This is a genomic window from Thioalkalivibrio sp. ALM2T, assembly GCF_000381505.1.
GTDB classification, from domain to species: Bacteria; Pseudomonadota; Gammaproteobacteria; order Ectothiorhodospirales; family Ectothiorhodospiraceae; genus Thioalkalivibrio; species Thioalkalivibrio versutus.
The window spans coordinates 375436-400199 of the sequence record NZ_KB906557.1; the positions used below are offsets into that span (position 1 = coordinate 375436).

At 66.8% G+C, this 24764-nt stretch carries 29 protein-coding genes; 8 read left to right on the forward strand and 21 right to left on the reverse strand.

Annotated features, from left to right (window positions below; genetic code table 11):
* Positions 1 to 122: 122 nt before the first annotated feature.
* From acpS to rpoE, 14 genes are all read right to left on the reverse strand, one after another.
* Positions 123 to 521 (reverse strand): holo-ACP synthase, encoded by a 399-nt coding sequence (gene acpS / locus F816_RS0104445; RefSeq protein ID WP_018168146.1) that lies wholly within the window; start codon positions 519 to 521, stop codon positions 123 to 125.
* Positions 522 to 528: 7 nt separating this feature from the next.
* On the reverse strand, positions 529 to 1296 hold the full coding sequence (locus F816_RS0104450; RefSeq protein ID WP_019593705.1) for a pyridoxine 5'-phosphate synthase: 768 nt from the start codon (positions 1294 to 1296) through the stop codon (positions 529 to 531).
* A 35-nt stretch (positions 1297 to 1331) separates the two neighbouring features.
* Positions 1332 to 1988 carry a recombination protein O N-terminal domain-containing protein gene (locus tag F816_RS0104455; RefSeq protein WP_019593706.1) on the reverse strand — a complete coding sequence of 219 codons (657 nt, stop codon included), beginning with the start codon at positions 1986 to 1988 and terminating at the stop codon, positions 1332 to 1334.
* Positions 1985 to 2905 carry a GTPase Era gene (gene era, locus F816_RS0104460; RefSeq protein ID WP_018144060.1) on the reverse strand — a complete coding sequence of 307 codons (921 nt, stop codon included), beginning with the start codon at positions 2903 to 2905 and terminating at the stop codon, positions 1985 to 1987. The genes F816_RS0104455 and era overlap by 4 nt, the downstream gene beginning before the upstream one ends.
* Complete coding sequence (gene rnc, locus F816_RS0104465) at positions 2902 to 3579, reverse strand: ribonuclease III (RefSeq protein ID WP_038085339.1); 678 nt, start codon at positions 3577 to 3579, stop codon at positions 2902 to 2904. Before rnc ends, era begins: the two co-directional genes overlap by 4 nt.
* A 43-nt stretch (positions 3580 to 3622) precedes the next feature.
* Positions 3623 to 3979 carry a DUF4845 domain-containing protein gene (locus F816_RS0104470; RefSeq protein WP_019593708.1) on the reverse strand — a complete coding sequence of 119 codons (357 nt, stop codon included), beginning with the start codon at positions 3977 to 3979 and terminating at the stop codon, positions 3623 to 3625.
* Positions 3980 to 4038: 59 nt separating this feature from the next.
* Positions 4039 to 4809, reverse strand: coding sequence for a signal peptidase I (gene lepB / locus F816_RS0104475; protein ID WP_018144063.1), 771 nt, complete (start codon positions 4807 to 4809; stop codon positions 4039 to 4041).
* Positions 4810 to 4877: 68 nt separating this feature from the next.
* Positions 4878 to 6686: a translation elongation factor 4 gene (lepA, locus tag F816_RS0104480; RefSeq protein ID WP_018144064.1), complete on the reverse strand. Its 1809-nt coding sequence runs from the start codon at positions 6684 to 6686 to the stop codon at positions 4878 to 4880.
* On the reverse strand, positions 6683 to 6922 hold the full coding sequence (locus F816_RS0104485) for a glutaredoxin family protein (protein ID WP_018949846.1): 240 nt from the start codon (positions 6920 to 6922) through the stop codon (positions 6683 to 6685). Before F816_RS0104485 ends, lepA begins: the two co-directional genes overlap by 4 nt.
* Positions 6923 to 7032: 110 nt before the next feature.
* Entirely contained in the window at positions 7033 to 8457 is a 1425-nt protein-coding gene (locus F816_RS0104490) for a DegQ family serine endoprotease (protein WP_019593709.1), read from the reverse strand.
* 81 nt (positions 8458 to 8538) lie between these two features.
* Positions 8539 to 9027, reverse strand: a complete 489-nt coding sequence (locus F816_RS0104495; RefSeq protein ID WP_019593710.1) for a SoxR reducing system RseC family protein — start codon at positions 9025 to 9027, stop codon at positions 8539 to 8541.
* A 22-nt stretch (positions 9028 to 9049) separates the two neighbouring features.
* A complete protein-coding gene (locus tag F816_RS0104500) occupies positions 9050 to 10036 on the reverse strand; it encodes a MucB/RseB C-terminal domain-containing protein (protein ID WP_019593711.1) in 987 nt (328 codons plus the stop codon).
* Positions 10037 to 10042: 6 nt separating this feature from the next.
* Positions 10043 to 10609, reverse strand: coding sequence for a sigma-E factor negative regulatory protein (locus tag F816_RS0104505; protein WP_019593712.1), 567 nt, complete (start codon positions 10607 to 10609; stop codon positions 10043 to 10045).
* 12 nt (positions 10610 to 10621) lie between these two features.
* Entirely contained in the window at positions 10622 to 11203 is a 582-nt protein-coding gene (gene rpoE / locus F816_RS0104510; protein WP_018144070.1) for an RNA polymerase sigma factor RpoE, read from the reverse strand.
* Positions 11204 to 11347: 144 nt separating this feature from the next.
* On the opposite strand from rpoE, the gene nadB reads away from it, so the two are divergent.
* A complete protein-coding gene (gene nadB / locus F816_RS0104515; RefSeq protein WP_019567746.1) occupies positions 11348 to 12988 on the forward strand; it encodes an L-aspartate oxidase in 1641 nt (546 codons plus the stop codon).
* 254 nt (positions 12989 to 13242) lie between these two features.
* Here the strand turns inward: nadB and F816_RS0104520 are convergent, their stop codons facing one another.
* From F816_RS0104520 to F816_RS0104530, 3 genes are read right to left on the reverse strand one after another with little or no spacing between them, the layout of a single operon-like run.
* Positions 13243 to 13971, reverse strand: coding sequence for a ferredoxin--NADP reductase (locus F816_RS0104520; RefSeq protein WP_019567747.1), 729 nt, complete (start codon positions 13969 to 13971; stop codon positions 13243 to 13245).
* Complete coding sequence (gene mazG, locus F816_RS0104525) at positions 13968 to 14882, reverse strand: nucleoside triphosphate pyrophosphohydrolase (protein ID WP_026333123.1); 915 nt, start codon at positions 14880 to 14882, stop codon at positions 13968 to 13970. The genes F816_RS0104520 and mazG overlap by 4 nt, the downstream gene beginning before the upstream one ends.
* 43 nt (positions 14883 to 14925) lie before the next feature.
* Positions 14926 to 15678 (reverse strand): MBL fold metallo-hydrolase, encoded by a 753-nt coding sequence (locus F816_RS0104530; RefSeq protein ID WP_018168135.1) that lies wholly within the window; start codon positions 15676 to 15678, stop codon positions 14926 to 14928.
* Between the two features lie 216 nt (positions 15679 to 15894).
* Here F816_RS0104530 and F816_RS0104535 point away from each other — a divergent pair, with 216 nt between their 5' ends.
* The 7 genes from F816_RS0104535 to F816_RS15050 all read left to right on the forward strand — a co-directional run bounded on the left by F816_RS0104535 (position 15895) and on the right by F816_RS15050 (position 21380).
* Positions 15895 to 16134, forward strand: coding sequence for a BolA family protein (locus F816_RS0104535; RefSeq protein WP_019593714.1), 240 nt, complete (start codon positions 15895 to 15897; stop codon positions 16132 to 16134).
* Positions 16135 to 16154: 20 nt separating this feature from the next.
* On the forward strand, positions 16155 to 16559 hold the full coding sequence (locus tag F816_RS0104540; RefSeq protein ID WP_019593715.1) for a hypothetical protein: 405 nt from the start codon (positions 16155 to 16157) through the stop codon (positions 16557 to 16559).
* Positions 16556 to 17110 (forward strand): hypothetical protein, encoded by a 555-nt coding sequence (locus F816_RS0104545; RefSeq protein ID WP_019593716.1) that lies wholly within the window; start codon positions 16556 to 16558, stop codon positions 17108 to 17110. The genes F816_RS0104540 and F816_RS0104545 overlap by 4 nt, the downstream gene beginning before the upstream one ends.
* Before the next feature lie 86 nt (positions 17111 to 17196).
* Positions 17197 to 18408 carry an HDOD domain-containing protein gene (locus F816_RS0104550; protein WP_019593717.1) on the forward strand — a complete coding sequence of 404 codons (1212 nt, stop codon included), beginning with the start codon at positions 17197 to 17199 and terminating at the stop codon, positions 18406 to 18408.
* Between the two features lie 6 nt (positions 18409 to 18414).
* The gene (locus F816_RS0104555; RefSeq protein ID WP_018144079.1) at positions 18415 to 19620 is read left to right on the forward strand and encodes an HDOD domain-containing protein; all 1206 of its coding nucleotides are present in this window, start codon (positions 18415 to 18417) and stop codon (positions 19618 to 19620) included.
* 62 nt (positions 19621 to 19682) lie between these two features.
* Complete coding sequence (gene lipA / locus F816_RS0104560; RefSeq protein ID WP_018144080.1) at positions 19683 to 20639, forward strand: lipoyl synthase; 957 nt, start codon at positions 19683 to 19685, stop codon at positions 20637 to 20639.
* Between the two features lie 468 nt (positions 20640 to 21107).
* Entirely contained in the window at positions 21108 to 21380 is a 273-nt protein-coding gene (locus F816_RS15050) for a hypothetical protein (protein WP_231363382.1), read from the forward strand.
* A 228-nt stretch (positions 21381 to 21608) separates the two neighbouring features.
* On the opposite strand, the gene lipB is transcribed toward F816_RS15050, so the two are convergent.
* The 4 genes from lipB to F816_RS0104580 are packed head-to-tail and all read right to left on the reverse strand — an operon-like array spanning position 21609 to position 24719.
* Positions 21609 to 22313, reverse strand: coding sequence for a lipoyl(octanoyl) transferase LipB (gene lipB / locus F816_RS0104565; protein WP_019593718.1), 705 nt, complete (start codon positions 22311 to 22313; stop codon positions 21609 to 21611).
* Positions 22310 to 22573, reverse strand: a complete 264-nt coding sequence (locus F816_RS0104570) for a YbeD family protein (protein WP_018144082.1) — start codon at positions 22571 to 22573, stop codon at positions 22310 to 22312. The genes lipB and F816_RS0104570 overlap by 4 nt, the downstream gene beginning before the upstream one ends.
* Positions 22570 to 23457: a D-amino acid aminotransferase gene (locus F816_RS0104575; protein WP_019593719.1), complete on the reverse strand. Its 888-nt coding sequence runs from the start codon at positions 23455 to 23457 to the stop codon at positions 22570 to 22572. Before F816_RS0104575 ends, F816_RS0104570 begins: the two co-directional genes overlap by 4 nt.
* Before the next feature lie 14 nt (positions 23458 to 23471).
* Complete coding sequence (locus F816_RS0104580) at positions 23472 to 24719, reverse strand: D-alanyl-D-alanine carboxypeptidase family protein (RefSeq protein WP_019593720.1); 1248 nt, start codon at positions 24717 to 24719, stop codon at positions 23472 to 23474.
* Positions 24720 to 24764: the final 45 nt, after the last annotated feature.

The window sequence follows — 24764 nt, forward strand, 5'->3', positions numbered from 1 at the left end:
GGACTCCGTCGCTCGCTCAGGGCTGCGCCCGACGCGGAATCCATGGAGACCGGCGGGCATAAGGGGTCACATTCTAGGGAGGCGCCTCCGGGCGGGCAACCACGTCCGGAGGGAAATGGGGGTTACTCGGGGCCCATACCGGCCGGCTCGGCCTCAATCACGACAAACGCCTGGGCGTAATCGCGCTCGTCGCTGATGCTGAGATGGATGGTCCCGGCGCCCAGACGCTCGGCCGTGGCGCGGGCACGCCCCTCCAGCACGAACTCGGGCCGACCACGGGCATCATGGGTCACGCCGGCCTCGGCCAGTGCCATATCCGCCCCGATGCCGCAGCCGAGCGCCTTGGACAGGGCCTCCTTGGCGGCGAAGCGCCGGGCGAGAAAACCGGCCGGGTGTTCGGGCGGGAGATCCGCGCGCTCCAGCGGGTGCAAGATGCGTTCCGCCAGGCGCGCACCATGGCGCTCCCACATGCCCTGCATGCGCGCGACCTGCACCAGATCGGTTCCAATGCCCAGGATCATCCGACGCTCAAACCGGGTACTGACCGGGCGGCAGACCCTGGCGCGCGGCATCCATCAGGCCGCGCATATGGCTGACCGCCTCGGGCAGGCCGGTGAACAGGGCCCGGGCCACGATCGAATGCCCAATGTTCAGCTCGTGAAACACCGGGTTGGCAGCAATCGGCCGCACGTTGTCATAGTCCAGCCCGTGCCCCGCGTTGATGACCAGCCCCATGGCCTGGCCAGCCGCAGCGGCCTCGTTGATGCCGCCCAGGAGCCGCTCGCGCTCGGCGACATCGCGGGCATTCGCATAGGCGCCGGTGTGCAGCTCTACCACCGGGGCGCCGATGGCCACGGCGGCCTCCAGCTGGCGCACATCCGGCTCCACGAACAGCGAGACCTCGATCCCGGCGGCGGTCAGCGGCGCGACAAACGCGCGCAGCCGCTCCATCTGACCCAAGGCATCCAGGCCGCCCTCGGTGGTCAACTCCTCGCGTTTTTCCGGCACGATGCAGCACGCCTCCGGGAGCAGCTTCAGGGCGATCGCCTGCATCCCCTCGGTGGCGGCCATCTCCAGATTCATCGGAACCTTCAGCCGCGGCTTGATCCCGAACACGTCGTCATCCTGAATATGGCGCCGATCCTCGCGCAGATGCAGGGTGATCGAGTCGGCCCCGCTGGCCTCGGCCAGGCGCACGGCCTGCATCAGGTCCGGATACGGCGTATGCCGCGCCTGGCGGATGGTGGCGATATGGTCAAGATTGACCCCGAGCTTCAGCGGAGCAGGATGCGACATGATGCGGTGCCCTTGTATGGCTGCGGTCCGGGCCACTACAGCAGACCCCGGGTCCGCAGCGGCCGCCCGGCCAGATGGGTGTCGATCAGCCGACGCATGAAGTCGCGGCTGACGCGGGCCTGATTATCCGGCACGTCGCAGGCGCTGGCCAGCGCCTGCAGCGCGACACCGGGGATCGCCTCGCTGCGACCAGCGGCCACACGTTCCATCCCTGCTTCCGGGTCGTAGCGATACCAGGCATCGGGGTCCAGCTCGGCCGGGTCCACGTGCTCGAGTCCGGAATCGAGTGGTGCGAGCAGGGCCCATTCCGCGCGGCGCAGGACCGTATCGGCGCGCTCGCGGGCGGCCAGCCGGGCATAAGCGGATAACAGCGCCGGGAGCGCCTCCGGGATCGGTGCGTCGCGTGGGTACAGGCGCAGGATCAGCTCGTTCAGGTACAACCCGCAGACCAGGGCCCGCCCGGTCAACGGGAAGACCCGCTGCTGCTCGGCCACATTCAGCGTCGGCAGCTCGCCGCGCCCACGCCAGGCGAGATCCAGCAGCACGAAGGGCTGCACCGATCCGGCCTTGCCGCGCACCACGGCCGACAGGCGCCCGGCCTCGGCGGTGAGCAGGTCGAGCACCCGACTGTTCTCGCGTAGCGGGCGGGCGTGCAGGACCACCCCCTGGGTGAGCCCGGCGGTCGCGCTCACCGCGATTCTTCGATCCCGAGGTCACGCAGGGCGCGCGGGTTGCGGGTCCAGTCGGCCTCGACTCGCACGGTCAGGCGCAGCATCACCTTGCGCTCCAGCAGCGCCTCCAACTGGACGCGGGCGGCCTGGCCGATGCGCTTGAGTCGCTGCCCGCCCTTGCCGATCACGATGCCCTTCTGGCTGTCGCGCTCGACCAGGATCACGGCATCAATGTGAGTGGTGCGCGGCTCGTCCGACCATTCCTCCACGCGCACCGCCACCGAGTACGGGACTTCCTGCCCCAGATGCTCCAGCATGGACTCCCGGATCATCTCTTCGGCACGGAAGCGCTGCGGGCGATCCGAGAGCTGATCCGGGTCGTACAGGAACGGCCCCTCCGGGATATGCGCCCGAATCTCCGCAATCAGACCGTCCAGGTTGGATCCGGTCTTTGCCGAAAGCGGTACCACGCCGACATAGCCGAAGGCCGCAGCGCGGGCCTCGATGAACGGAAGCAGTTCTTCCTTCTCCCGACACTGGTCCACCTTGTTGATCACCAGGAGTGCCGGACGCCCGGAATGACGGATGGTCTCCTCGATGCGTTCGTCGCCGGGGCCGAACTCTCCAGCCTCGACGATGAAACAGACCAGATCGGCATCCGCCAGCGCCTGGCTGGCCGTGCGATTGAGGACCCGGTTCACCAGCTGGGTACGCTCGGTATCGATCCCAGGGGTATCCATCAGTACCACCTGATCCTGCCCCTCGGTCACGATGCCGAGGATGCGATTGCGCGTGGTATGCGGCCGGCGGGTCGTCGCCGCCAGCTTCTCCCCAACCAGGCGGTTCATCAGCGTGGTCTTGCCCACGTTGGGCCGGCCAATCAGTGCGACCAGCCCGCAGTGCGTGGTGGCGGGTTCGGGGACTACGGTTTCACTCATTGTTCCTGTACCTGTTGCAGGCGTTTCAGGGCAGCCTCGGCCGCGGCCTGTTCGGCGCGACGGCGCGAGGAGCCCTGGCCACGTTGGCCCCAGCCCTGGGTGGGCAGGTGGACCGCCACGGTGAACTGGCGCTTGTGATCGGGGCCGACCACCTCCAGCACCTCGTAGACCGGCAGATCCGCATTGCGGCCCTGCAGTTGTTCCTGCAGCCGGGTCTTGGGGTCCTTCAGCGATTCGGCCGACGGGAGATCGTTCAGGCGCTCGACATACAGCGCCAGGGTAAAGTCGCGCGCGGCCTCCATCCCGGCCTCGCGGTAGGTCACCCCGATCAGGGCCTCCACCGCATCGGCCAGGATGGAGTCACGGCGCTGGCCGCCACTCTTGCGCTCGCCCTGGCCCAGGTTCAGCGTGCCCTCGAGGCCGGTCTCCCGAGCCAGATCCGCCAGCGACTCGCGATTGACCAGCGCCGCACGCAGGCGGGTGAGATCCCCTTCCGGGGCATCCGGGAGCTTCTCGTACAGGGCGTCGGCGATCACCAGCCCAAGGACGGCGTCACCCAGGAATTCCAGGCGTTCATTATTGCGCCCGCCGGCGCTGCGGTGGGTCAACGCCTGGTCAATCCCCTCGCCGTCGCGCACAGCCGCGGGCAGCAGACTGCGAAAATCCCGGTTCACGAACCCACCCGACAAAGCATGCAAGGAACCGACGCCGACCCCATCAGGGGGCCAGCGTCTCGCTGTTCGAGAAGCGCGCCACCACATCCACATTGCCGAGGAATTCGCGGCGCACCTCGTACTCCACGTGCAGCTGGCGGCTGGCACCATTCTCAGTCACGCTGAAGTCCTCCTCGACAATCCCGTCGTATACGGAATTGATCTGGAAGCGGCGGTTGATCTCGCGCCACAGTTCGCGTTCGCTCTTCTCTGCCGCGCCGGCCTGGGTGGCGACGTCCTGCATGATCGAGCGCACGGTGAGGAACTGGGTGTACTGCGTGCCCATCTTGATCACGAAGGTACCGATCAGCAGCGCCAGGAAGATCAGCGCGAGAATGGTGATCGCGCCCGCGCCCTGCATCGAGTGTCTGGAATGTTGCATGAATACCCCGTCCCTGTTTGCCCGCCCCCGCGGGGCTACTAGCGAATCGCCTGGCCGATCCGGGAAAAGTCCCGATGGCCTTCATTGTAATCCCAATGCAGCCAGATGAAGAGCGCACGCCCAACCAGATGCTCCTCGGCGACAAAACCCCAGGACCGGCTGTCGTTGGAATTATCGCGGTTGTCACCGACCATGAAATAGTGCCCGTCGGGCACGGTGACCGATCCATCCAGGCTGGCCTGCTGCTCGCGCATCAGGGTGTTGTACGTGCGCCCGTCCAGGGTCTCCTCGAAAATCGAGGCACCCGACATCACCTGCCCCGAGCCCTCGCCTTCGAAGGTACCGACGCGCTCGGCCGACTGCGGCTCCCCATTCACGTACAGGACGCGGTCGCGGAACGCGATGGTGTCGCCCGGCAGGCCGATCACACGCTTGATGTAGTCCTCGGCCGGGTTGCGCGGATATTTGAACACCACCACCTCGCCCCGCTCCGGTTCCCCGGTGTCGAGAATCTTGGTGCGCGTCACCGGCAGACGAATGCCGTAGGAAAACTTGCTGACCATGATGAAGTCGCCCACCAGCAGGGTGGGCATCATCGAACCCGAGGGAATGCGAAAGGGCTCGGCCACGAACGAGCGCAGGATCAGCACGATCAGCAGGACCGGGAAGAACGAGCGCGAGTAATCGACGAACCAGGGCATTTCACGCTGGCGCTCGGGGCTCCGGCGCCGCCGCAGGATCACCCAGCCCAGCCAGATCAGGCCGGTCACGGCGGTTGCCAGCACCAGGATCAGTTCGAGATTTGCCATGCCGTGTCCTTTTGTTCCCGGCCCGCCGGGGATCGCCCTGCGACCCGTCCGGGCCGCAGGCCTGGTTGTTACTTCTTGTCGTCGTCTACCGACAGCACCGCGAGGAAGGCTTCCTGCGGGACATCCACCCGGCCGATCGACTTCATGCGTTTCTTGCCGGCCTTCTGCTTTTCCAGCAGCTTGCGCTTGCGCGAGACATCCCCGCCGTAGCACTTGGCCAGCACGTTCTTGCGCATCGCCTTGACCGTGGAACGCGCGATGATCTTCGACCCGATCGCCGCCTGGATCGCCACTTCGTACATCTGGCGCGGGATGATCTTGGCCATGCGCTCGATGATCTGGCGCCCGCGCGACTCGGCGTGGTCGCGATGCACGATCGCCGACAGCGCATCCACCCGGTCGCCATTGATCAGGATATCCACACGTACCAGCGGCGCCGCCTCGAACCGCAGCGGCTGATAGTCGAACGAGGCGTAGCCACGGGTCGCGGACTTCAAGCGATCGAAGAAGTCCAGCATCACCTCGGACATCGGCAACTCGTAGGCCAGCTGCACCTGGCGCCCCAGGTACTGCATCTTGGTCTGCGACCCGCGCTTTTCCACGCACAGCGTGATCACCGCGCCGACATACTCCTGCGGGACCAGGATATTGGCCTCGATGATCGGTTCGCGGATCTCGCCAATCTCGTTGTTCGGCGGCAGCTCCGAGGGGTTATGCACCATCACCACCTCGCCGTCGCTTCTTTCCACCTCGTAGACCACGGTGGGCGCGGTGGTGATCAGGTCGAGGTCGTATTCCCGCTCCAGGCGCTCCTGCACGATCTCCATGTGCAGCATGCCGAGGAAGCCGCAGCGAAAGCCGAAGCCCAGCGCCTGCGAGGTCTCCGGCTCGAAGGACAGCGCGGCGTCGTTCAGGCGCAGCTTGTCCAGGGCATCGCGCAGGTCGTTGAAGTCCTCTGCACTGACCGGGAACAGCCCGGCAAACACCCGCGGCTGAACCTCCTGGAAACCCGGCACGGGTTCGGAGGCCGGGTTATTGAAGTCCGTAAAGGTATCCCCGACCTTGGCCCCGGAAATGTCCTTGATGGTCGCGATCAGATAGCCGACGTCGCCGACCTCCAGGGTCGCGCGATCCACCGGCTTGGGGGTGAACACCCCGACCCGGCTGACCTCGTGGGCACGCCCGACCGACATCGCCTTGATCTTCTGCCCGGCGCGGAAGCGCCCGGCCTTCACCCGCACCAGCGCGACCACGCCCAGGTAATTGTCGTACCAGGAGTCGATCACCAGCGCCTTGGGTGCAGCCTCGGAATCGCCCTCCGGCGGCGGGATACGACGCACGATCTCTTCCAGCAGTTCGGCCATCCCCTCGCCGGTCTTCGCGGAGACTCGCAGGGCGTCGGTGGCCTCGATACCGATCACATCCTCGATCTCGGCCGCCACCCGATCGGGCTCAGCAGCCGGCAGGTCAATCTTGTTCAGGACCGGCACGACCTCCAGACCCTGGTCGAGTGCGGTGTAGCAGTTCGCCACGCTCTGCGCCTCGACGCCCTGCGACGCATCGACCACCAGCAGTGCGCCTTCGCAGGCGAACAGCGAACGCGACACCTCGTAGGAGAAATCCACGTGCCCCGGGGTGTCGATGAGGTTCAGCTGGTAACGCTGACCATCCTGGGCGTCATAGAACAGCGACACGCTCTGCGCCTTGATGGTGATTCCGCGCTCGCGCTCCAGATCCATCGAGTCCAGCACCTGCTCCGACATCTCGCGCTCGGTCAGGCCGTTGCAACCCTGGATCAGGCGGTCCGCCAGCGTGGACTTGCCATGGTCAATATGCGCGATGATGGAGAAATTGCGGGTAAGGCGGGTTTCGGTCATGCAGGGGCCAGTAGGTCCAGCAGTGCCTTTCGGTCGAGGAAATGGCAGCAGAGAATGTCGCCGTCGACCGCGAGCACCGGGACCTTGACGTTGAAACGCGCCTGCAGGTCCGGGTCCTCGTCGATGTCGACGACCGTAAGCGCGAAAGTATAACGGCTTTTAAGGGCCATGATCTCGGCCAGCATGTCATGGCAGAGACCGCAGCTCTCGCGATGATAAAGGGTCAGTTCGGTCATCCAGAAACGATTGGGAGGGCTGCCGAACCCGCCGGCAGCCCTCCCGTTCTCCATTGCGGCCCCGAAGCACCCGCGCCGTTGGACACGCGCGAGCGCAGCACGAGGCGGTTTCAGTCCCGCGGAACGCGCAGGGCGATATAGGTCGGATTGCCGCCACGGTACACCAGTACCGGCACCGTGCGCCGCTCACCCACCTCTTCGATCCGCTTCTCCAGGGTCTCCACCGAGTCGACCGCATGGCCGCCGAACTGGACGATCACGTCGCCGGAACGCACCCCGGCCGAGCGCGCCGGATTGTCGGTGACGTCCCGGACCACCAGGCCGCCATCGACGTCCAGCTCTGCGGCACGCTCGGCATCCAGCGGCTCCAGGACCATCCCCAACAGGCTTTGCGGCTCGGTCCGCTCCGGGGCCTCACGCTGCGGCCCGCCGCGCTGGGCGGAAATATCCTCCGGCAGACGCTCGATCTCGACGATGATGGTGCGAGTCTCGTCACCGCGGCGCACCTTGACCTCGGCCTCGGCGCCCACCGGCGTGCGCCCGACAATCGGCGGCAGCGCGGACGAGTTCGGCACCTCGATGCCGTTGAACGACAGGATCACGTCCCCGGTTTCAAAGCCGGCCTTCTGCGCCGGACTGTTCGGCTGCACGCGCGAGACTAGCGCCCCGGCCGGCTTGTCCATGCCGAAGGAATCGGCCAGCTCGCGGGTCACTTCCTGGATCAGCACACCCAGCCAGCCACGCGTCACCTCGCCGTGCTCGCGCAACTGCTGCACCACGTCGCCCACCATCTCGATGGGCACGGCAAAGGACAGCCCCATGAACCCGCCGGTCCGGCTGTAGATCTGCGCGTTGATGCCAATCACTTCGCCATCCAGGTTCAGCAGCGGCCCCCCGGAGTTGCCCGGGTTGATGGCCACATCGGTCTGAATGAACGGCACGTAATTCTCGCTCGGGAGGCTGCGCCCCTTGGCACTGACGATGCCGGCGGTCACCGAGTGGTCGAAGCCGAACGGTGAACCGATCGCCAGCACCCATTCGCCAACCTTCAGATCGGACGAGGAGCCCAGTTTCAGAGTGGGCAGGTTCTCGGCGTCAATCTTGAGCAAGGCCACATCACTCTGCGGGTCCTTGCCAACGATCTCGGCGTCGAACACGCGGCGGTCGGACAGGTGCACGACAACCTCCGAGGCGCCCTCCACCACATGGTTGGCGGTGATGATGTAGCCATCTTCGGTATAGATGAACCCGGAACCCAGCGAGTTGCGTTCGAAGCGCTCCGGCCCGCGCGGGCCCTCGCCACCCGGGCCGCCAAAGAAGCGCTCGAACAGGTCTTCGAAGGGCGAGCCCTCGAAGTCCGGCATCTGACTGCGATGCGGGTTCTCGCGCTCGCGGGTGGTCGCGATATTCACCACCGCCGGGCTGTGCTCCTCCGCCAGCGGCACGAAGTCCGGCAGCATGCGCGCCGAGGCCGGCAGCGACAGGGCGAGAAAGGTCAGGGCCACCAGTGCCCATTGCATCGGTTTCATCATCATCCAGCCCGCATTGGGAAGTCGTAGGTTCATGGCTCTAGAAAGCCGGCCCGGCCACAAGTTCCCGGCGACCGGCACGAAGATTCAGGGCCGGGGCGCGGCCATGGGTGCCGCAGCGCGGTGGGTTCCCGTGGCCGGATGGCGCTCCAGCAGCACCGGCGCCAGATCCGGGGCGCGCCGGCGCAGCCAGGCGCGCACGCCGAGCAGCCCGCCCGCGAACCCCAGGGCCCCGACCAGCAAATGGAAGCCCTCCCCGAGTCCGGGCACAACCAGCATCAGCAGTGCCGGCGCCGCCACCAGGCCGGCGAGCGGCAGCAGGTACATCGCCAGGGCCCCCGAAACCAGCGCCTGATCGCGGATACCCAGGGTCACGGTATCTCCCGGCTGCAGCGAGCCGGGATGGCCGATGGACACCTCCACTGCCTTGCGGCCCAGCACTTCGGACAGGACGCCGCTGCCGCAGCCCGTCCGGGCCGAACAACTGCCGCAGGTCGAACGGCGTTCGATACGCACACGCGCCGCGTAGCCCTCCACCGAGAGCACGGTTCCCTGTTCGCGGATCCATTCACTCATGCTTGCGGGCCCATGTGGCGATTCAATTGCCGGGGTGATGCACCACGGCGTCCAGCACGCCCCGCACCGTCGCCTGCGGGACATCGCCTACCGCAGTGACCTGGTGCCCCGCAATCGAACGCGCGGCCCCGTGCGTGGCCCCGGCACGTGTCGTCCCCTCGAACATCTGCTCGCCGCTGGCCTTCTCGATATAGACCGAGACCGAGGCCAGACCGTCGCTCAACACGAAATGACGCAGGCTGGCCTGGTCGTCTCCGACACGGCGTTCGGACGCGGCAATCGCGGAAAAGCCATCCGGAAGGTTGGCAAAGCTCCAGCCGTCCATGCCGGTCTGCTCGTCCCAGTCGGGCTTCTTGTGCCCATGGTCGGCTCGCACCTCGACATGCTCGGCGTCCTCGCGGGTCGCCTCGAGGGCGGTTTCCGCGACCTCGTCAAGATGCTCAAGATCGGTAAAGGCCAGGCGCTCAAGCAGCGCCCCGTGACCGTCGTACAGTTCGCTGAGCAAGGGGAGCGCGGTCGCGGTGTGCAGGCAGTAGCGATGGCTGTAACGCAGCATATCGCGGGCACGCGCAAGGATCATGCGGCACTCGAGACCGGCGACACGATCGACACCCATGTCTTCCAGGGCGTAGTGATCGTGGTGCTCGAGCAGGAAGACCGGCGCTCCGGCCGGCCAGTGCGGGGCCCCTCCACCACCCTCGCCGGCCGCGGCCCGGGCTCCCTTCAACGCGCTCAGACGGTCGACCGACCGCAGGATCTCGCGGTGGCTTCCAGTCAGGGTTTCCAGGCGCTCGCGGTAGCCACCGTTCTCGGCGGCGTGCACCACACGAATGGCGTCCAGCCGGTCATCCCGCTGGAGCACGAAAGTTCCCTGGTAACTCTCCGAATGCAGGCTGCTGGTCATCCGCTGCAGCCAGTCTGCCGGGGATTGATCCCCGGCCAGAATCGGCAACGGAACGCAGCAAAGTGCAGTGGCGGCAACCAGGACGAACGGCAGGCCGCAGCGCATCACGCGTTACTCGTCACTCACCGAGTAACGAACCCGGCCCAGGGCGGTAGAACCCGGCCCGGTCAGTTCCGCGTGATTTTCGAGGTAGCGGGCAAAGCGTGGGTCCAGCGACTCGCGGCCGGCGGCCGGGGCCTCGACGTCGGAGGTACTGGTCCGCTGCACGCCATCGGCGACCTGTGCCGGGGTGCGGGTCTCGCTGGCGACCGGAGCGGCCTCCTGCGTGCCCGTGTCGGGCCCCAGCATCTGCATCCCGACCAGGGTCACCATCGCGACCGCGGCGGCCACGCCGGTGCCCGCAACCGGCTTCAGCCAGCGCGGCTGCGCCGGCTTGTGGGCAGCCGACAGCGGCGCCTCGTCGGCCAGGGCCGCATGGACACCGTCCATGAAGTTCGCGGGGGCCGTGCGGCGCATCCCGCCGCGCAGACTATCGCCGATCAGGTGATAGCGTTCCCACTGGCCGCGGTCCTCTTCGGACTTGACCAGTTCATCCATCAAGCGACGCGTCTCGAAGTCATCCGTTTCTCCGTCCACCAGGGCCGAAAGACGTTCATTCTTTGAGACTTGCTCTGTCATGGCGCTACTCGTTCAGTTGTTGTCTAACAAAGGACGCAAGGTCCGGTCGATGGCCTCGCGGGCCCGGAAGATACGCGACCGGACCGTGCCGATCGGGCATCCCATCGTCTGCGCGATTTCCTCGTAACTCAGTCCCTCGATCTCGCGCAGTGTGATGGCCATCCGAAGGTCGTCGGGCAGTTCCTCGATGGTGCGACGCACCGCCCCTTCAATCTCTTCGGACAACAGTTCCCCCTCCGGGGTTGCACTGTCCTTCAGGGCGGAATCACCGCCCATCTGTTCCGCGTCCTGCGCATCGATTTCGGCCTCGGGCCGCCGCCGTCCCTGGGAGACAAGGTGATTCTTGGCCGTATTGATGGCGATGCGGTAAAGCCACGTATAGAACGCGCTCTCGCCACGAAAGTTCGCCAGCCCCCTGTAGGCCTTGATGAAGGCCTCCTGGGACACGTCCAGGGCCGCTGCATGGTCATGGACATAACGCCCGACCAAGTTGACGATCTTGTGCTGGTACTTCAGCACCAGGACGTCGAAGGCCGCCTTGTCGCCCTTCTGAACTCGCTTGACCAGGGCCTCGTCGGAAGCCTTCTCGCTCATGCGGGGACTCCCGCCAACACGCCAGTCTCCGGTATTCTATGTTGCATGGACCGCCTGACTCGCATTAAGTTCGCTTTGCGCACAACACTGTTGCGCAAGGGCCACAATTCGCTCTGGCAACAAGCGCAGCACGTTACCTGACCCATGGGGACAGTACAACAACCGCGCCTGGCGGACGTCCTCGTGATCGGAAGCGGCGCGGCGGGGCTCTCCGCAGCCCTGCATCTGGCCCCTCACCGTCGCGTCACCGTGATCAGCAAGGGCCCGGTGGATGAGGGTTCTACCCGCTATGCCCAGGGCGGGATCTCGGCAGTCCTCGACCGCACCGACTCCTTCGATGCCCACATTCAGGACACCCTGGACGCGGGCGCGGGCCTGTGTGACCCGGACGCCGTGCGCCGCACCGTGGCGGCGGGCCCCGAGGCGATCCACTGGCTACTCAATCTTGGCGTGCCGTTCACCCGCGAGCCGCTCGAGGGCCGCAGCCGGCTGCACCTGACCCGCGAGGGCGGGCACAGCGCCCGGCGCGTCGCGCACGCCGCCGATGCCACCGGGCGAGCCATCGAAGAGGCCCTGGTGCGCAGCGCCTCGGGCCAGGGCAGCATCGAGGTGTTCGAACGCCACGTCGCCGTGGATCTGATCACCCAACCGGTGGACGGCACCCGCCGCGTGGTTGGCGCCTACGTGCAGGACGCCAAGACCCGTGAGGTGGAGACCATCCTCGCCCCGACCGTGATCCTCGCCACCGGCGGCGCCAGCAAGGTCTACCTCTATAGCTCCAATCCGGACGGCTCCACCGGCGACGGCATTGCGATGGCCTGGCGCGCCGGCTGCCGCATCGCCAACATGGAGTTCATGCAGTTCCACCCGACCTGCCTGTTCCATCCGCGGGCCAAGTCGTTCCTGATCTCCGAGGCGGTCCGCGGCGAGGGCGGAGTCCTGCTCCTGCCCAACGGCGAGCGCTTCATGCCGCGCTTCGACGAGCGCGCCGAGCTGGCCCCGCGCGACATCGTCGCCCGCGCCGTCGACCACGAGATGAAGCGCCTCGGCATCGACCACGTGAACCTCGACATCAGCCACAAGCCGGCCGAGTTCATCCGCGAACACTTCCCCACCATTCACGAGCGCTGTCTGGAATACGGTTTCGACATGACCCGCGAGCCGCTGCCGGTGGTGCCGGCCGCGCACTACACCTGCGGCGGCGTGATGGTGAATCACTTCGGCCAGACCGACCTGCCGGGGCTGTACGCCGCCGGCGAGGCCTCCTACACAGGCCTGCATGGCGCGAACCGCATGGCCAGCAACTCGCTCCTGGAGTGCCTGGTGTATGCCCGTGCCGCGGCCGACCACATCCTGTCGCAGACCGACTTGCCCGCCCCCGAGAAGCTCCCCGTGCCGCCGGCCTGGGACGAGTCCCGAGTGACCGAGTCACAGGAAGAGGTGGTGGTCGCCCACGACTGGGACGAGCTGCGCCGGCTGATGTGGGACTACGTCGGGATCGTGCGCGCCCGCGAGCGCCTGCACCGCGCCGAGCGGCGCATCCGCATCCTGCAGGAAGAGATCCACGAGTATTACAGCCACTTCCGCATCTCCCCGGACCTGCTGGAGCTGCGCAACCTGGCCATGGTCGCCGAGATCATCGTGAAGAGTGCCCTGTCGCGCAAGGAAAGCCGCGGGCTGCACTTCATCCGCGACTACCCGGACACCGACCCGGCCCTGGACGGCCAGCCGACCATCCTCGCCCCCGAAAACGCCCTGCGCCCGGGCGACACCCGCCGGCCGTAATCCTTCTGGGTTCGAGCACCGCGCCGGCCTTTCCCCCGTCATTGCGAGGAGCCGCAGGCGGCGAAGCACAAAAGCAGCGAAGCTGCGTTGAACGGCCGCAGGCCGGCCCGAAGGGCGAGCGGAGCGAGTAACCTCCTGAAGCTCGCAGAGTGGTGGTCAGCCTGTCGCGATCCAGTGGTTCCGCACGGAGGTTGCTTCGTCGCCTGCAGCTCCTCGCGATGACGCGGGCTGCGAAAAGCACCGAGCGACCGCCATTACCACCACTTCTCGTATTTCAGCTGCGCCTCGGGGATGCCCCATTCCGCCAGCAGGGTGGCCATGTCCTCGATGAACTCGCGCGAGCCACAGAAGTAGAACAGCGCATCGCGCGGCAGATCGAGCGACTCCAGCAGCCGATGACTGATGCGTCCGGTGTGGCCCAGCCAGTCCTCGGCCTCGCGGGTCACAGTCAGGCTGACGTCGATATTCGGCGCCTTGGCCATCGCCTCCAGTTCCTGCGGGAACAGCACCTCGTCCTGGTGCGCCACGCTGTACACCAGATGCGCATAGACCTCGGGCATGTCTGCATGAATCGCGCGCAGGATGCCGAACAGCGGCGTCACGCCGATGCCAGCCCCCAGCAGCACGACATTCCTTGCCATGCCGGGCTCAAAGAAGAAACTGCCCTGTCCCGGCGTGATGTACACGGTGTCGCCTTCCTGCGCGACCGCGTGCAGGTGATGCGTCGCGTGGTGGTGGTCGGCGTACTTGATGGCCAGCTGCAAACGGCCATCCGCGCGCGGCGCGGACACGACCGAATAACCACCGACGAAGGGCTTGCCCTCGGGTTGCGGGATCACCAGATCCAGCCACTGGCCGGCCTTGCTGGTAAAACGCTGCGGGTCCGCGGCCAGGGTGAACACCTTGATCAACGGGGTGACCTGCTCGATCGTCTCGATCCGGGCCGGCAGAAAGTGGTCGGGCAGTTCGACGGCGTCGCTCATCTCGGGTCCTTGGTCTCGGATTCGTCGTAAGGCTGGCGCTCGCGGCGCCGCGCCTCCTGATAAAGGGTCTCCTGGGCCGCGAAGTCCAACGCCCCCAGGGTCTCACCGCGCGCGGCGGCCAGGGCCTCCATATGCCGGAAACGGGCCTCGAACTTGCGCGTACTTCCGCGCAGCGCCCCCTCCGGATCCACACCCAGGTGGCGCGCCCAGTTACTGACGGCAAACAGCACGTCGCCGACCTCCTCGGCGATGCGCGCCGCGGCCTCGCCCTGATCCACGGCCTCCTGCACCTCGGCCAGTTCCTCGTGGATCTTGGCGACCACCGGCGCCGGATCGTCCCAGTCAAAGCCGAGCCGGGCGGCGCGGCGCTGGCTCTTTACCGCCCGCGACAGGGCCGGCAGAGCCAGCGGGATGTCGTCCATGGCGCTCGTCTGGGCGCGATCGGCACGCTCCCGGGCCTTGTCCGCCTCCCAGGCCGCCTCGCGCTCCGCATCCGAGGCATGCGCGACATCGGCAAACACGTGCGGATGCCGGCGCACCAGCTTGTCGCCGATCGCGCGCGCTACATCATCCAGATCGAAACGCCCGGCCTCCTCGGCGATGCGCGCCTGGAACACCACCTGAAACAGCAGGTCGCCCAGCTCGTCACGCAGCTCGCGGGTATCCGCCGCCTCGCCCTGGTCGCGCGCGATCACGTCGGCCAGCTCATAGGCCTCTTCCAGGGTGAACGGGACGATAGTCCCGGCCGTCTGCGCCCGATCCCAGGCACAGCCGGATTCGGGATCGCGCAGCCGCGCCATGATCGCCCGCAGGCGGTCCAGCGGACCCGGCACGTCAACGGGTGTGTGTTCGGTCATCGCGGGAGTGTACGGGGTCCGGCAAGCGGTAAAAACCGCCCACCGGATGAACATTCGGAACCGGTGGCTCCTGGCGGGGCCACCGGAAGGGGTCGAACTAGCCCTGCTGATCGGTCTCGCAGAGGCGCCTCTTCTCGTCCGGCAGGTTGTCGGGGCAGATTCCGCAACCTTCGTTGCCCGGCAGGGCCCAGTCGATCTTCTTCGGGTACGGCAGGTCCATCTCGTCCATGATTTTCACGAACTCCGCCTCCGGCTTGCCCTTGCCCAGGCGCGGGTTGCGCATCTTCTCCTGGCCGATGGTGGTGATCTGGCGCTCTTCGTAATCGTGCGCGGGATACACCAGGGTCTCGTCCGGCAGGGTGAAGAACTTGTCGTGGATCGAGTGATAGAGCGTCTTGGCATCCCCCGACTGGAAATCGGTGCGGCCACAGGCCTCGATCAGCAGGGCGTCGCCGGAGAACAGCATTTTCAGGCCCACGTGATCCATCAGGTAGGCGTGGTGCGCATCCGTGTGCCCCGGGGTATAGAGCGGGTTGACCACCAGGTTGCCCACCTGGAAGGGCTCGCCCTCGCGCAGGCCGAAATCGCGACACGGCAGTTCGTCCATCGCCGGCCCGCCCAGCTTGCAGCCGGTCTTTTCGCGCAGCATCCGGGCGCCGGTGATGTGGTCGGCGTGGATATGGGTCTCGATGACGTAATCGAGGCTCAGGCCCATCTCCTGCAGCACGCGCATGTCGCGGTCGACGGTTTCGATGACCGGGTCGATCAATGCGGTCTTGCCGGTATCCGGGCAGCTCAGAAGATAGGTATAGGTGGACGACTCGTCCTCGAACAGTTGCTTGAAAATCATTGCGATTGCCTCCATGGCCCGGCGGGCCGAACGTTATTGACCTGATGCTAGCGCAGCCAACCCGGAACAACCCAAACCAGCCCGACAATCCATGCAGGTGTTTTCCTACGAACCCGTGCCGCGGGAACGAGTTCCCCGCGTGGGGGAACTTCTGTCGGGCCCATCGCCCGGCTATCATCCGCGGCTGACCAATACGCACCAATCAGGGGACTCATCATGGATGCCAATCAAGTGGCCGAACTCATTCGCGCCGGCCTGCCGGCGGCCGAGAAGGTCGAGGTTACCGGAGGCGAGGGCAAATTCGAGGCCCTGGTCGTCAGCCCACAGTTTGCGGGCATGAACGCGGTCAAGAAACATCAGACCGTCTACGCCACCGTACGCGAGCAGATCGACTCCGGCGAACTCCACGCCCTGTCCATCCGCGCCTTCACCCCCGAGGATGCCCCGAACGCCTGAGGCGTTCAGCGCGCGTGCCGATGCTGTCGCCCAAGGGTCGCGAGGAGATTGAACGCCTGCTGGAGGGCGGCCTGGTACACGACTGGGGCGAGGCCGAGACCACCCTGCGCAACGTCACGCGCATGCTGCTGACCACCCGCCCCGACCTCCTGCGCCTGTATTTCACGCCCGAGGCCTGGGAGCAGATCACCGCCTGGCCGCAGAAGAAGGCCGCCAACGCGATCATCGCGGCGCTGCGCACCGGCGTGGTGGACACCCTGGGGCGGCCCGCCATCGCCAACCGCGAGCAGGCGCGGTTCTATCTGCTGTGCTTTCAGGACGACCTCACCGGCCGGGTCGACGCCTGGTGCCGCGAGCACCCCAAGGAATGCCCGCGGCGCAGCCGCAAGCGCACCACGGCCCTGCCCGACGACTCCGACACATGAACAACCCCGCGATCCAGACCTGTGGTGACCCGGCCCTGCAGGACGCGCTCGTGACCCTGTTCGCCCGCTACGGCCTGCGCCTGGTCGTGCACCCGGCCCAGGCGCCGCTGCCCGGCAGCTGGTGGGGCGAACCCGAGGCCGGGATCGTCGGCCATGACGTGCATGTGCGTCCCGACACCCCCATCCACTCGGCCCTGCATGAGGCCGGACACGTCATCTGCATGAACGCAGGACGGCGCGCCGCCCTGCATACCAATGCGGGCGGCGATGACCTGGAGGAGTGCGGCGTATGTTATCTGCAGATCCTGCTGGCCGACGAGATCCCCGGCGTCGGCCGCGAGCGGCTGATGCGGGACATGGACGCCTGGGGCTACAGCTTCCGCCTGGGAAATACCGCTGCCTGGTTCCGCGAGGATGCCGCCGATGCGCGGGGCTTTCTGCAAGCCCATGACCTGATCGACGCCGCCGACCGACCGCGCTTCGCCTGCCGTGGGGCGGCGTCAGCGCTTCCCGCCACCGGATCGGATGCTACACTGGCACCAGTCGAGTAACCCGCGCAGCGGGTACGCCCCGCGGCCCGCCACGCGGCGCTGCAGCGCGGGAACGGATTGGCACAGCACGGATCGGGAACCGCCCCATGGATAGCACCAGCATTGATGCCCTGCTTCAGGACCTGGACCTGACCTCAAGCCTGTCGGAGCAAGCCCGCAGCGAACTGGCCTCGGCCTGCCTGGCCCGGGAACTGGACGCCGGGCGGCGCCTGCGCCCGCAGGAGGTCGAGGATCGCTACCTGTTCCTGGTACGCGGCCAGCTGGTCCGCGTCAGCGGCGGCAATCCGGCCCGCATCACCCTGGAGTCGACCGATCCCGACAGCCCCCTGCAGATGTTCGACCAGAACATCGGGCAGCAGGACTTCCTCATTACCGAGAAGACCTGTCAGTTGCTGGAGATCCCCACAGCGGCGCTGAAGAAGGCCCACAGTGCCTCGCTCGTAGTGCACGACACCGACCTGGACGACACCGAGGGCGCCTTCTTCGGCGAGCTCTACGACCTGATCACCAGCAATCGGCTGGAATTGCCGACCATGCCGGAGATCGCGCTGCGCATTCAGGAACTGACCAACGATCCGGATGCCGACCTGGACAAGCTCACCGAGGTCATCCAGCGCGACGGGACCATCGCCGGTGCGCTGCTGCACGCCACCAACAGCCCGCTGTTTCGCGCCGCCAAGCAGATCCAGTCCGTGCGCGACGCGGTCAACCGCCTGGGCTTTCGCAACACCCGCATGCTGGCGATGAACATGGCCCTGCGTCAGGCCTTCAAGGCCAAGCACGCCTCGACCCGCGACGCGATGGAGTCCAGCTGGAAACACGGCGCCCTGCAGTCGGCCTACAGCTACCTGATCGCGGACTCGCTGAAGCAGCTGGACCGCGAGCGGGCACTGCTGGCCGGGCTGGTCGCCGGGATCGGCGCGGTCCCGATCATCCAGTTCGTGGAACTGCGCGAGGACCACCCCGACCGCGAGCGCGTGCAGTCGCTGGTGCGGCGCCTGAGCAATCTCGCCGGCGTCCTGGTAATCAACTACTGGGATCTGGGCGGCGACCTGGTAACGGTCGCTGAACACGCCGGAGACTGGGGCTATCGCGCCAGCGAACCGGACTACGCCAGCATCGCCCTGGTCGCGGAATGGGCCACCCGCCGCGCCGAAGGCGAGGCCGTCCCCGATGCCACCGATGTCGCGGCCTTCGGGGTTCTCGGGATCACCCCGCCCCCACCCGGCGAGCCGATCGCGTTCCTGGAAGAGCGCGCCGAGGATCTGGCGGAACTCCGCGCCATGTTCAACGTCTGAACCGCGGTGATCGAGCAACGCCTCCCCCAGCTGCACCCGTTTGCCGAGCTGAGCGACCGGGCCCGCGACAAGCTACTGCAACACGCCCGGACCATGACGGTGGATCCGGGCTTCAAGCTGCATGCACGGGACGAATTCCGCAGCATGATCTTCCTGCTGGAAGGCCGCATGATCCTGGCCAGCGGGCGCAATTCGGTCATGTTGAAAGGCGACAGCAGCGAAGCGCTGAACCCCCTGTTCGATGCGCACGACTACCACAGCCATGCCATCGCCGCGACTCGCTCGACCCTCGCCATGCTTGATCGCAAGGTCTATGAAACCCTGATCGACGGCGGCGGCCAGGACAGCGTCGAGGTCAGCGAGATCGAGCTATCCGATCTCGAGGGCGAACTGTTCAGCAGCATCTACACCCATGCCTACTCCGGGGAACTGGCCCTGCCCCAGCTCCCCGAGGTTGCCCTGCACCTGCAGCGGGCCCTGAAAGACCCGGATGTCTCCATCGCCGAGGCCACCCGCATCATCGAAGAAGATCCGAGTGTAGCCGGCCGCCTGCTGAGTGTGGCCAACAGCCCGGCCATGGGCAGCCGCCGTGTCGTCTCGCGCCTTCAGGATGCCGTCGCCCGGCTTGGACTGGAACGCACCCGCCAGTTGGTGATGGCCCTGGCGATGCACCAGGTGTTCATCCATCGCGACAACCCCTACCACGAACTGCTGGAACGCCTGTGGCGGCGCTCCGCACGCATTGCCGCGGTCAGTTGCGTGCTGGCCGACCAGTGCGAGGCCGCCGATCCACAGAGTGCGTTGCTCGCCGGACTCCTGCACCGCGTCGGGGCCTTGCCGGTCATCGCCGAGGTCGCCCGCACCCATCCGGATCGAACACCCGGGGAAGTGGAACGCGTACTGTTCCGACTGGAAGGCCTGATCGGCGAACTGGTTGCCCAGCAATGGGACCTGGCATCCGATATCATAGAGGCCATTCGCGATTCCGGCGGCCCGGAAAACCCGGAAGCTCACGCCCTGACCGACATCGTGCGAATCGCCCGCGCCGCATGCCCGCGGGATGCCGAAGACGACCTGCTCGCCGACCGCATCCCGCTCACCGACCTGCGGGCAGTGGAACGCCTCGGCTTTATCCTGGACGAGGACGGCAACCTGCCCGCCATCGAGACGGCTAGGCAGGAGGTCGAGGCGCTGATCCGCGAGGTTGCCTGAGCACGCCCGATCGCCCCACGCCGGCCGCACAACCCGGCCGCCACGAAATTCAGGGAAGGTCCATGGACACTCGAATCCGCCCCCAGCCCGGTGAAAAACAGCGCGCCGCCGACAAGGTCGCGCGCATCCCGGTCAAGATCCATCCCACCGAGAAGCCCCAGCGCAAGCCCAAGTGGATCCGCGCGCAAAGCCAGGCACGGCCCGAGGTACAGCGCATCAAGGGCATCCTGCGCGAGCAGAAACTGCACACGGTCTGCGAAGAGGCGAGCTGCCCGAACCTCGGCGAATGCTTCGCCCACGGCACCGCCACCTTCATGATCATGGGCGACATCTGCACCCGCCGCTGCCCGTTCTGCGACGTCGCCCACGGCCGCCCCGAGGCCCTCGACGCGGACGAGCCCCGTCACCTGGCCGAGACCATCCAGGCGCTTGGCCTCAACTATGTCGTCATCACCTCGGTGGATCGCGACGACCTGCGCGACGGCGGCGCCGGGCACTTTGTTGACTGCATCCGCGAGGTGCGCGCCCTGAACCCGGACATGAAGATCGAGATCCTCGTACCGGATTTTCGCGGTCGCATGGATCGCGCGCTCGAAATTATGCACCAGGCCCCGCCGGACGTCTTCAACCACAACCTGGAGACGGTCCCGCGCCTGTACCGCGAGGCCCGCCCGGGCGCCGACTACGCCTGGTCGCTGGAGCTGCTCCGGCAGTTCCGGGAACAGCACCCTGGCGTGCCGACAAAGTCGGGCCTGATGCTGGGGCTCGGCGAGACCCGTGAAGAACTGCTGGAGGTCCTGCAGGACCTGCGCGACCACGGCTGCGACATGCTGACCCTGGGCCAGTACCTGCAGCCGTCGCGCCATCACCTGCCGGTGACGCGCTTCCTCTCCCCCGAGGAGTTCGACGAGCTCGGCGACCGCGCCCGCGAGATGGGCTTCAAGCAGGTGGCCAGTGGCCCGATGGTCCGCTCGTCCTACCACGCCGACCTCCAGGCCCAGGGCCTCGAAACCGCCTGACCCGTCCCGGCCCCGGTGGCCCGTTCCAACGGCCCATCCAGCCCTGCATCGCGGGCCTGGCCCGCTCGGCATCCGGTGTTGACGTGCCTCCGTCCGGCCGCCTGCCGGGTTAGGCTGGTCCCGGTTCGTCCTTCGGTGTTTACGGTGCCTCCGGTCCACCGCCTGCCAGGCGCTCTCTCGCGAGCGCACCGCGCCCGTTGTTGATCAAAAACTGGCTTCTTTTCTCGTGCAAAGAAGTACCCAAGAAACACGCCCGACTACCGCGACCCCGGCCCGCTGTGCGGGCCGGGGCTTCCCTCGCTCCGAGACTTTTCGCGGGCGGCGCTGAACTCGCTACGCTGCGCCCCGCTCAAACATCCAGCGCCCCGTGTCTATTTAGAATCGTCCCGCGAAAAGCCTCTCCACTCGGCGCGACGACAACGGGGAGGCAGGTCCAAACAACGGCTATCCCCGCGTGCTTGCCAGTGGATGATGGCTAGGTTTTCGAGCATCTTCGGCACGCTCGGCCTGCGGCCATGGCGTGCCGCACCCGCGAAGCGGGCGCCGGGGGGCGTAGGATGTGATGAGCGCAGCGAATCGCATCAGGGGTTCGCTAGGCGTTGGAGATGGTGCGTTTCGCTGCGCTCAACCGCACCCTACGAGATACCGTCTGTTTTGACCTTCTCCTCCCGTATGGAGCCCCTTGCGGAAGGGTCCTCGGGCCGGCCAGTTAAAAATAGACATGGGGCGCTGGATCTCTGAGCGACGCGCAGCGCAGCGCAGCGAGTTCAGCGCCGCCGGCCCGAGGGCCCTGGAGCAAGGTTCCCGGGCGGAATCCGGGTGCGCCTCGAAGGGTACTTTCTTGGGCAAGCAAGAAAGTACCTCGCGGTGCGCTCGCGAGAGAGCGCACGGCAGGCGGCCGGACGAAGGCACGTAAACACCGGAGGATGAACCGGGACCAGCCCAGCCTTGGGAAGACCAGGCGACGTGTTACGGCGCCGGGCTGCGACCCAATGCCTGCACGCGCACCAGTTCGGCGGGCAACGCCGCCTCGTGCCGAAGCGGGAGATCCACCCCCTCGAACAGCTGGATGGCGAGATTCGCCAGGAGCGCGTCGCGAACACGTTCGATTGCGACCGGACCACCAAGCTGGACCTGCATGGAGGTCGTCGGCAGGCCCGCATAGCCACAGGGGTTGATGCGCGCAAACGGCGCCAGCACCGGCGCCACGTTCAGGGCGAGGCCATGGATGCTGCGGGCGTGGCGCACGCGCAAGCCGAGGGCCGCAATCTTTGCCTGCCCGACATAGACCCCGGGCGCGTTGGCCCGACGTTCGGCCTCGATACCCCATTGGGAGAGCGTCTCGATGATGGCCTGTTCCAGACACTCCACCAGACGCCGCACGCCGATCCCGAGCCGCTTCAAATCGAGCAGCGTGTAGATCACCAGTTGCCCGGGCCCGTGGTAGGTGACCTGACCACCGCGGTCGATCGCCACCACCGGCACGGCCCCGGGATCCAGCAGGTGCTCCGGACGGCCATTGCGCCCCTGGGTGAAGACCGGGGGATGCTGCACGCACCACAGGGCATCGGGGGCATCGGCCGCGCACTCGCGCCCATGCAGCTGCATCGCCTGCCAGACCGGGACGTAAGGCTGCAGCCCCAGCTCGCGCACCTCGACCGGGGCCGGTGTCACAGGATCATGCGCACCCGGTCGCAACGGCCAAGGGAGCGGTAGAAGGCGTCCAGTTGTGCCTGGCTGGTCGCGGTAAAGGTGATGGTGATGCCGACGTAACGGCCGGCGCGCGAGGCCCGTTGCTCGATCACAGCGTCATCGGCATCCAGGTGTTCGGCCACGCAACCCTCTACGGCCTCCATCAACTCCGGATGGGCATCCCCCATCACCTTCACCGGGAACCGGCAGGGAAATTCGATCAAGGTCTCGCGGTCACTCATGCGGCACCTCCGGACTGCATTGGCTCACTCACGGGCGCACCCGGCTTGGCAGCCTGATAGGCCGCATGGAGGGCCTTCCAGACCGGACCAGGATGCCCCGCGCCTACGACCCGGTCATTGAGGCGCGTGACCGGGAGGATCTCGCGGGTCGAACTGGTCAGCCAGATCTCCTCGGCCCGTGCCAGGTCCGGCTCGCTTACCGCGCACTCCTCCACCAGGTAGCCCAACTCGCGCGCCAGATCGAGAACCCGCGACCGCGTCACCCCGGGTAGCACCGAAGGCGCAAGTGGCGGCGTCACCAGACGGCCGTCGAGGACCACGAGGACGTTGCTGGCAGCACCCTCGGTGAGCTGTCCATCACGCAGCAGGATCGCCTCGACCGCACCCTGCTCGACCGCGGCCTGGCGGTTCAGGACATTGGCCAGCAGCGTGGTCGCCTTGATGTCGCAGTGGCCCCAGCGGCGATCCTCGGCGGTCACGGCCGCCACGCCCTCCGTGCGCACCGTCTCCGGCAGAGGACGGATCGGGCTCACCATCGCGAGGACCGTCGGCCGGGCATCCGGCGGGAAGGCATGATCGCGCGGGGCCACGCCGCGGGTCACTTGCAGGTACACCCCCAGATCCGGGGTAGCGGGATCGGCATTGCGCGCCAGAAGATCTTCCAGAAGCGCAGTCCACTGCCCCGCATCAAAGGGGCTGGGAATACGGATCGCCGCGAGAGACCGATCCAGGCGCTCGAGATGCGCGGGGAGCATGAAGAATTCGCCCGCGTAGCTGGGAATCACTTCGTAGACCGAATCCCCGAACAGGAAACCGCGGTCCAGCGGCGAGATCCGCACCTGGTCCAGCGGCAGATAGTCCCCGTTGAAATAGGCAATACTCACGCGCGACCTGCGTGTCAGAACGGCCAGGCCGCCTGGATACCCAGCGCTGCCCCATCCCACAGGCGGCGCACGAGACCACCTTGCTCCACCGTGTGCAACGCAACCAGTGGCTGGGTACGGATCACTTCGCCATCCAGGCGCACGACCACTTCACCGACCGGGTCACCCGCCGCCAGCGGTGCCTCCAACGGCTGGTGCACCTCCATCGAGGCGTCCAGGTCGTCCTCACGCCCCGGCGGAACCATCACCCAGAAAGCCTCGGCCAGCCCCACGGCGACCTCGGTATCCGCCCCGCGGTAGACCCGTGGCGTTCCCAGTTCGTGCGCCCCTTCGAACAGCTTGCGGGTCGCGGTGAAACGCATACCCCAGTTCACCAGCGCCTGGGATTCGTTCGCACGGCGGGTCCCGCCCTGCTGATGGTCGGCCGCTTCGATGCCCATCACCGCGGCCACCAGGCGACGATCATTGCGCTTGGCCGACGACACTAGGTTGTACCCGGCGCTCGAGGTCCAGCCGGTCTTCAGCCCATCAAAGCCGGAATCGCGCCACAGGAGCATATTGCGGTTGCTCTGGGAGATGTCGTTGTACTCGAAGGACCGCTCGCTGTAGTAGCCATAGAGATCCGGAAAATCGCGAATGAGCGCCCGCGCCAGCAGCACCATATCCTGCGCAGTGGTGTACTGCGACTCCTCGGAAGGCAGGCCATGCGGGTTGGCAAAATAGGACTGGCGCATCCCCAGTTCACGAGCCTGGGAGTTCATCATGTCGACAAAGGCCCCCTCGGAGCCGGCCACATGCTCGGCCAGAGCGGTAGAGGCATCGTTCCCGGACTGGACGATCATGCCGCGCAACAGGTCCTCGACCGCGACCTCCTCGCCGACCTCGATGAACATCCGCGATGCCCCGGTCATCCCGGTGCGCCAGGCACGCTCGCTCACCGTGACCATATCGTCCAGCGCCATGCGGCCCTCGGTGATCTCGCCGAACACCACGTAGGCAGTCATCACCTTGGTCAGGCTGGCCGGCTCGCGCTCCACTTGCGGCTCGCGGCTGGCCAGCATCAGACCGGAGTCGAAGTCCATCAGCGCAAAACTCGCCGCCGTCACATCCGATGGCGGGCGCGGGATCCCGCTGGGGGTGATCGCTCCATCCCCGGCCACGGGCAGTTGCTGTTCCTGCGCGTGCACCGGAGCAAGCACCAGCATCGCGAGCAGGCAGGCCACCAGAAACGGCAAAAAGGGAATGCGGACGGACAGAGTCATGGCAGGGAAGGACCTCCTTAAGGACCGGTCTACGATAGCAGAGTG

What these genes read in the sequence shown, in the direction of transcription:
- F816_RS0104550 (WP_019593717.1), top strand. Translation starts at nt 17,197, where the DNA reads ATGGATAGCACCAGCATTGATGCCCTGCTTCAGGACCTGGACCTGACC.
- F816_RS0104450 (WP_019593705.1), bottom strand. Translation starts at nt 1,296, where the DNA reads ATGTCGCATCCTGCTCCGCTGAAGCTCGGGGTCAATCTTGACCATATC.
- F816_RS0104540 (WP_019593715.1), top strand. Translation starts at nt 16,155, where the DNA reads ATGCTGTCGCCCAAGGGTCGCGAGGAGATTGAACGCCTGCTGGAGGGC.
- rpoE (WP_018144070.1), bottom strand. Translation starts at nt 11,203, where the DNA reads ATGAGCGAGAAGGCTTCCGACGAGGCCCTGGTCAAGCGAGTTCAGAAG.
- F816_RS0104470 (WP_019593708.1), bottom strand. Translation starts at nt 3,979, where the DNA reads ATGCAGGGCGCGGGCGCGATCACCATTCTCGCGCTGATCTTCCTGGCG.
- mazG (WP_026333123.1), bottom strand. Translation starts at nt 14,882, where the DNA reads ATGTTCATCCGGTGGGCGGTTTTTACCGCTTGCCGGACCCCGTACACT.
- F816_RS0104535 (WP_019593714.1), top strand. Translation starts at nt 15,895, where the DNA reads ATGGATGCCAATCAAGTGGCCGAACTCATTCGCGCCGGCCTGCCGGCG.
- lepB (WP_018144063.1), bottom strand. Translation starts at nt 4,809, where the DNA reads ATGGCAAATCTCGAACTGATCCTGGTGCTGGCAACCGCCGTGACCGGC.
- F816_RS0104485 (WP_018949846.1), bottom strand. Translation starts at nt 6,922, where the DNA reads ATGACCGAACTGACCCTTTATCATCGCGAGAGCTGCGGTCTCTGCCAT.
- lipA (WP_018144080.1), top strand. Translation starts at nt 19,683, where the DNA reads ATGGACACTCGAATCCGCCCCCAGCCCGGTGAAAAACAGCGCGCCGCC.
- F816_RS0104570 (WP_018144082.1), bottom strand. Translation starts at nt 22,573, where the DNA reads ATGAGTGACCGCGAGACCTTGATCGAATTTCCCTGCCGGTTCCCGGTG.
- F816_RS0104505 (WP_019593712.1), bottom strand. Translation starts at nt 10,609, where the DNA reads ATGACAGAGCAAGTCTCAAAGAATGAACGTCTTTCGGCCCTGGTGGAC.
- era (WP_018144060.1), bottom strand. Translation starts at nt 2,905, where the DNA reads ATGAGTGAAACCGTAGTCCCCGAACCCGCCACCACGCACTGCGGGCTG.
- F816_RS0104545 (WP_019593716.1), top strand. Translation starts at nt 16,556, where the DNA reads ATGAACAACCCCGCGATCCAGACCTGTGGTGACCCGGCCCTGCAGGAC.
- F816_RS15050 (WP_231363382.1), top strand. Translation starts at nt 21,108, where the DNA reads ATGATGGCTAGGTTTTCGAGCATCTTCGGCACGCTCGGCCTGCGGCCA.
- F816_RS0104530 (WP_018168135.1), bottom strand. Translation starts at nt 15,678, where the DNA reads ATGATTTTCAAGCAACTGTTCGAGGACGAGTCGTCCACCTATACCTAT.
- nadB (WP_019567746.1), top strand. Translation starts at nt 11,348, where the DNA reads ATGGGGACAGTACAACAACCGCGCCTGGCGGACGTCCTCGTGATCGGA.
- F816_RS0104520 (WP_019567747.1), bottom strand. Translation starts at nt 13,971, where the DNA reads ATGAGCGACGCCGTCGAACTGCCCGACCACTTTCTGCCGGCCCGGATC.
- acpS (WP_018168146.1), bottom strand. Translation starts at nt 521, where the DNA reads ATGATCCTGGGCATTGGAACCGATCTGGTGCAGGTCGCGCGCATGCAG.
- F816_RS0104500 (WP_019593711.1), bottom strand. Translation starts at nt 10,036, where the DNA reads ATGCGCTGCGGCCTGCCGTTCGTCCTGGTTGCCGCCACTGCACTTTGC.
- F816_RS0104580 (WP_019593720.1), bottom strand. Translation starts at nt 24,719, where the DNA reads ATGACTCTGTCCGTCCGCATTCCCTTTTTGCCGTTTCTGGTGGCCTGC.
- F816_RS0104495 (WP_019593710.1), bottom strand. Translation starts at nt 9,027, where the DNA reads ATGAGTGAATGGATCCGCGAACAGGGAACCGTGCTCTCGGTGGAGGGC.
- lepA (WP_018144064.1), bottom strand. Translation starts at nt 6,686, where the DNA reads ATGACCGAAACCCGCCTTACCCGCAATTTCTCCATCATCGCGCATATT.
- F816_RS0104490 (WP_019593709.1), bottom strand. Translation starts at nt 8,457, where the DNA reads ATGATGATGAAACCGATGCAATGGGCACTGGTGGCCCTGACCTTTCTC.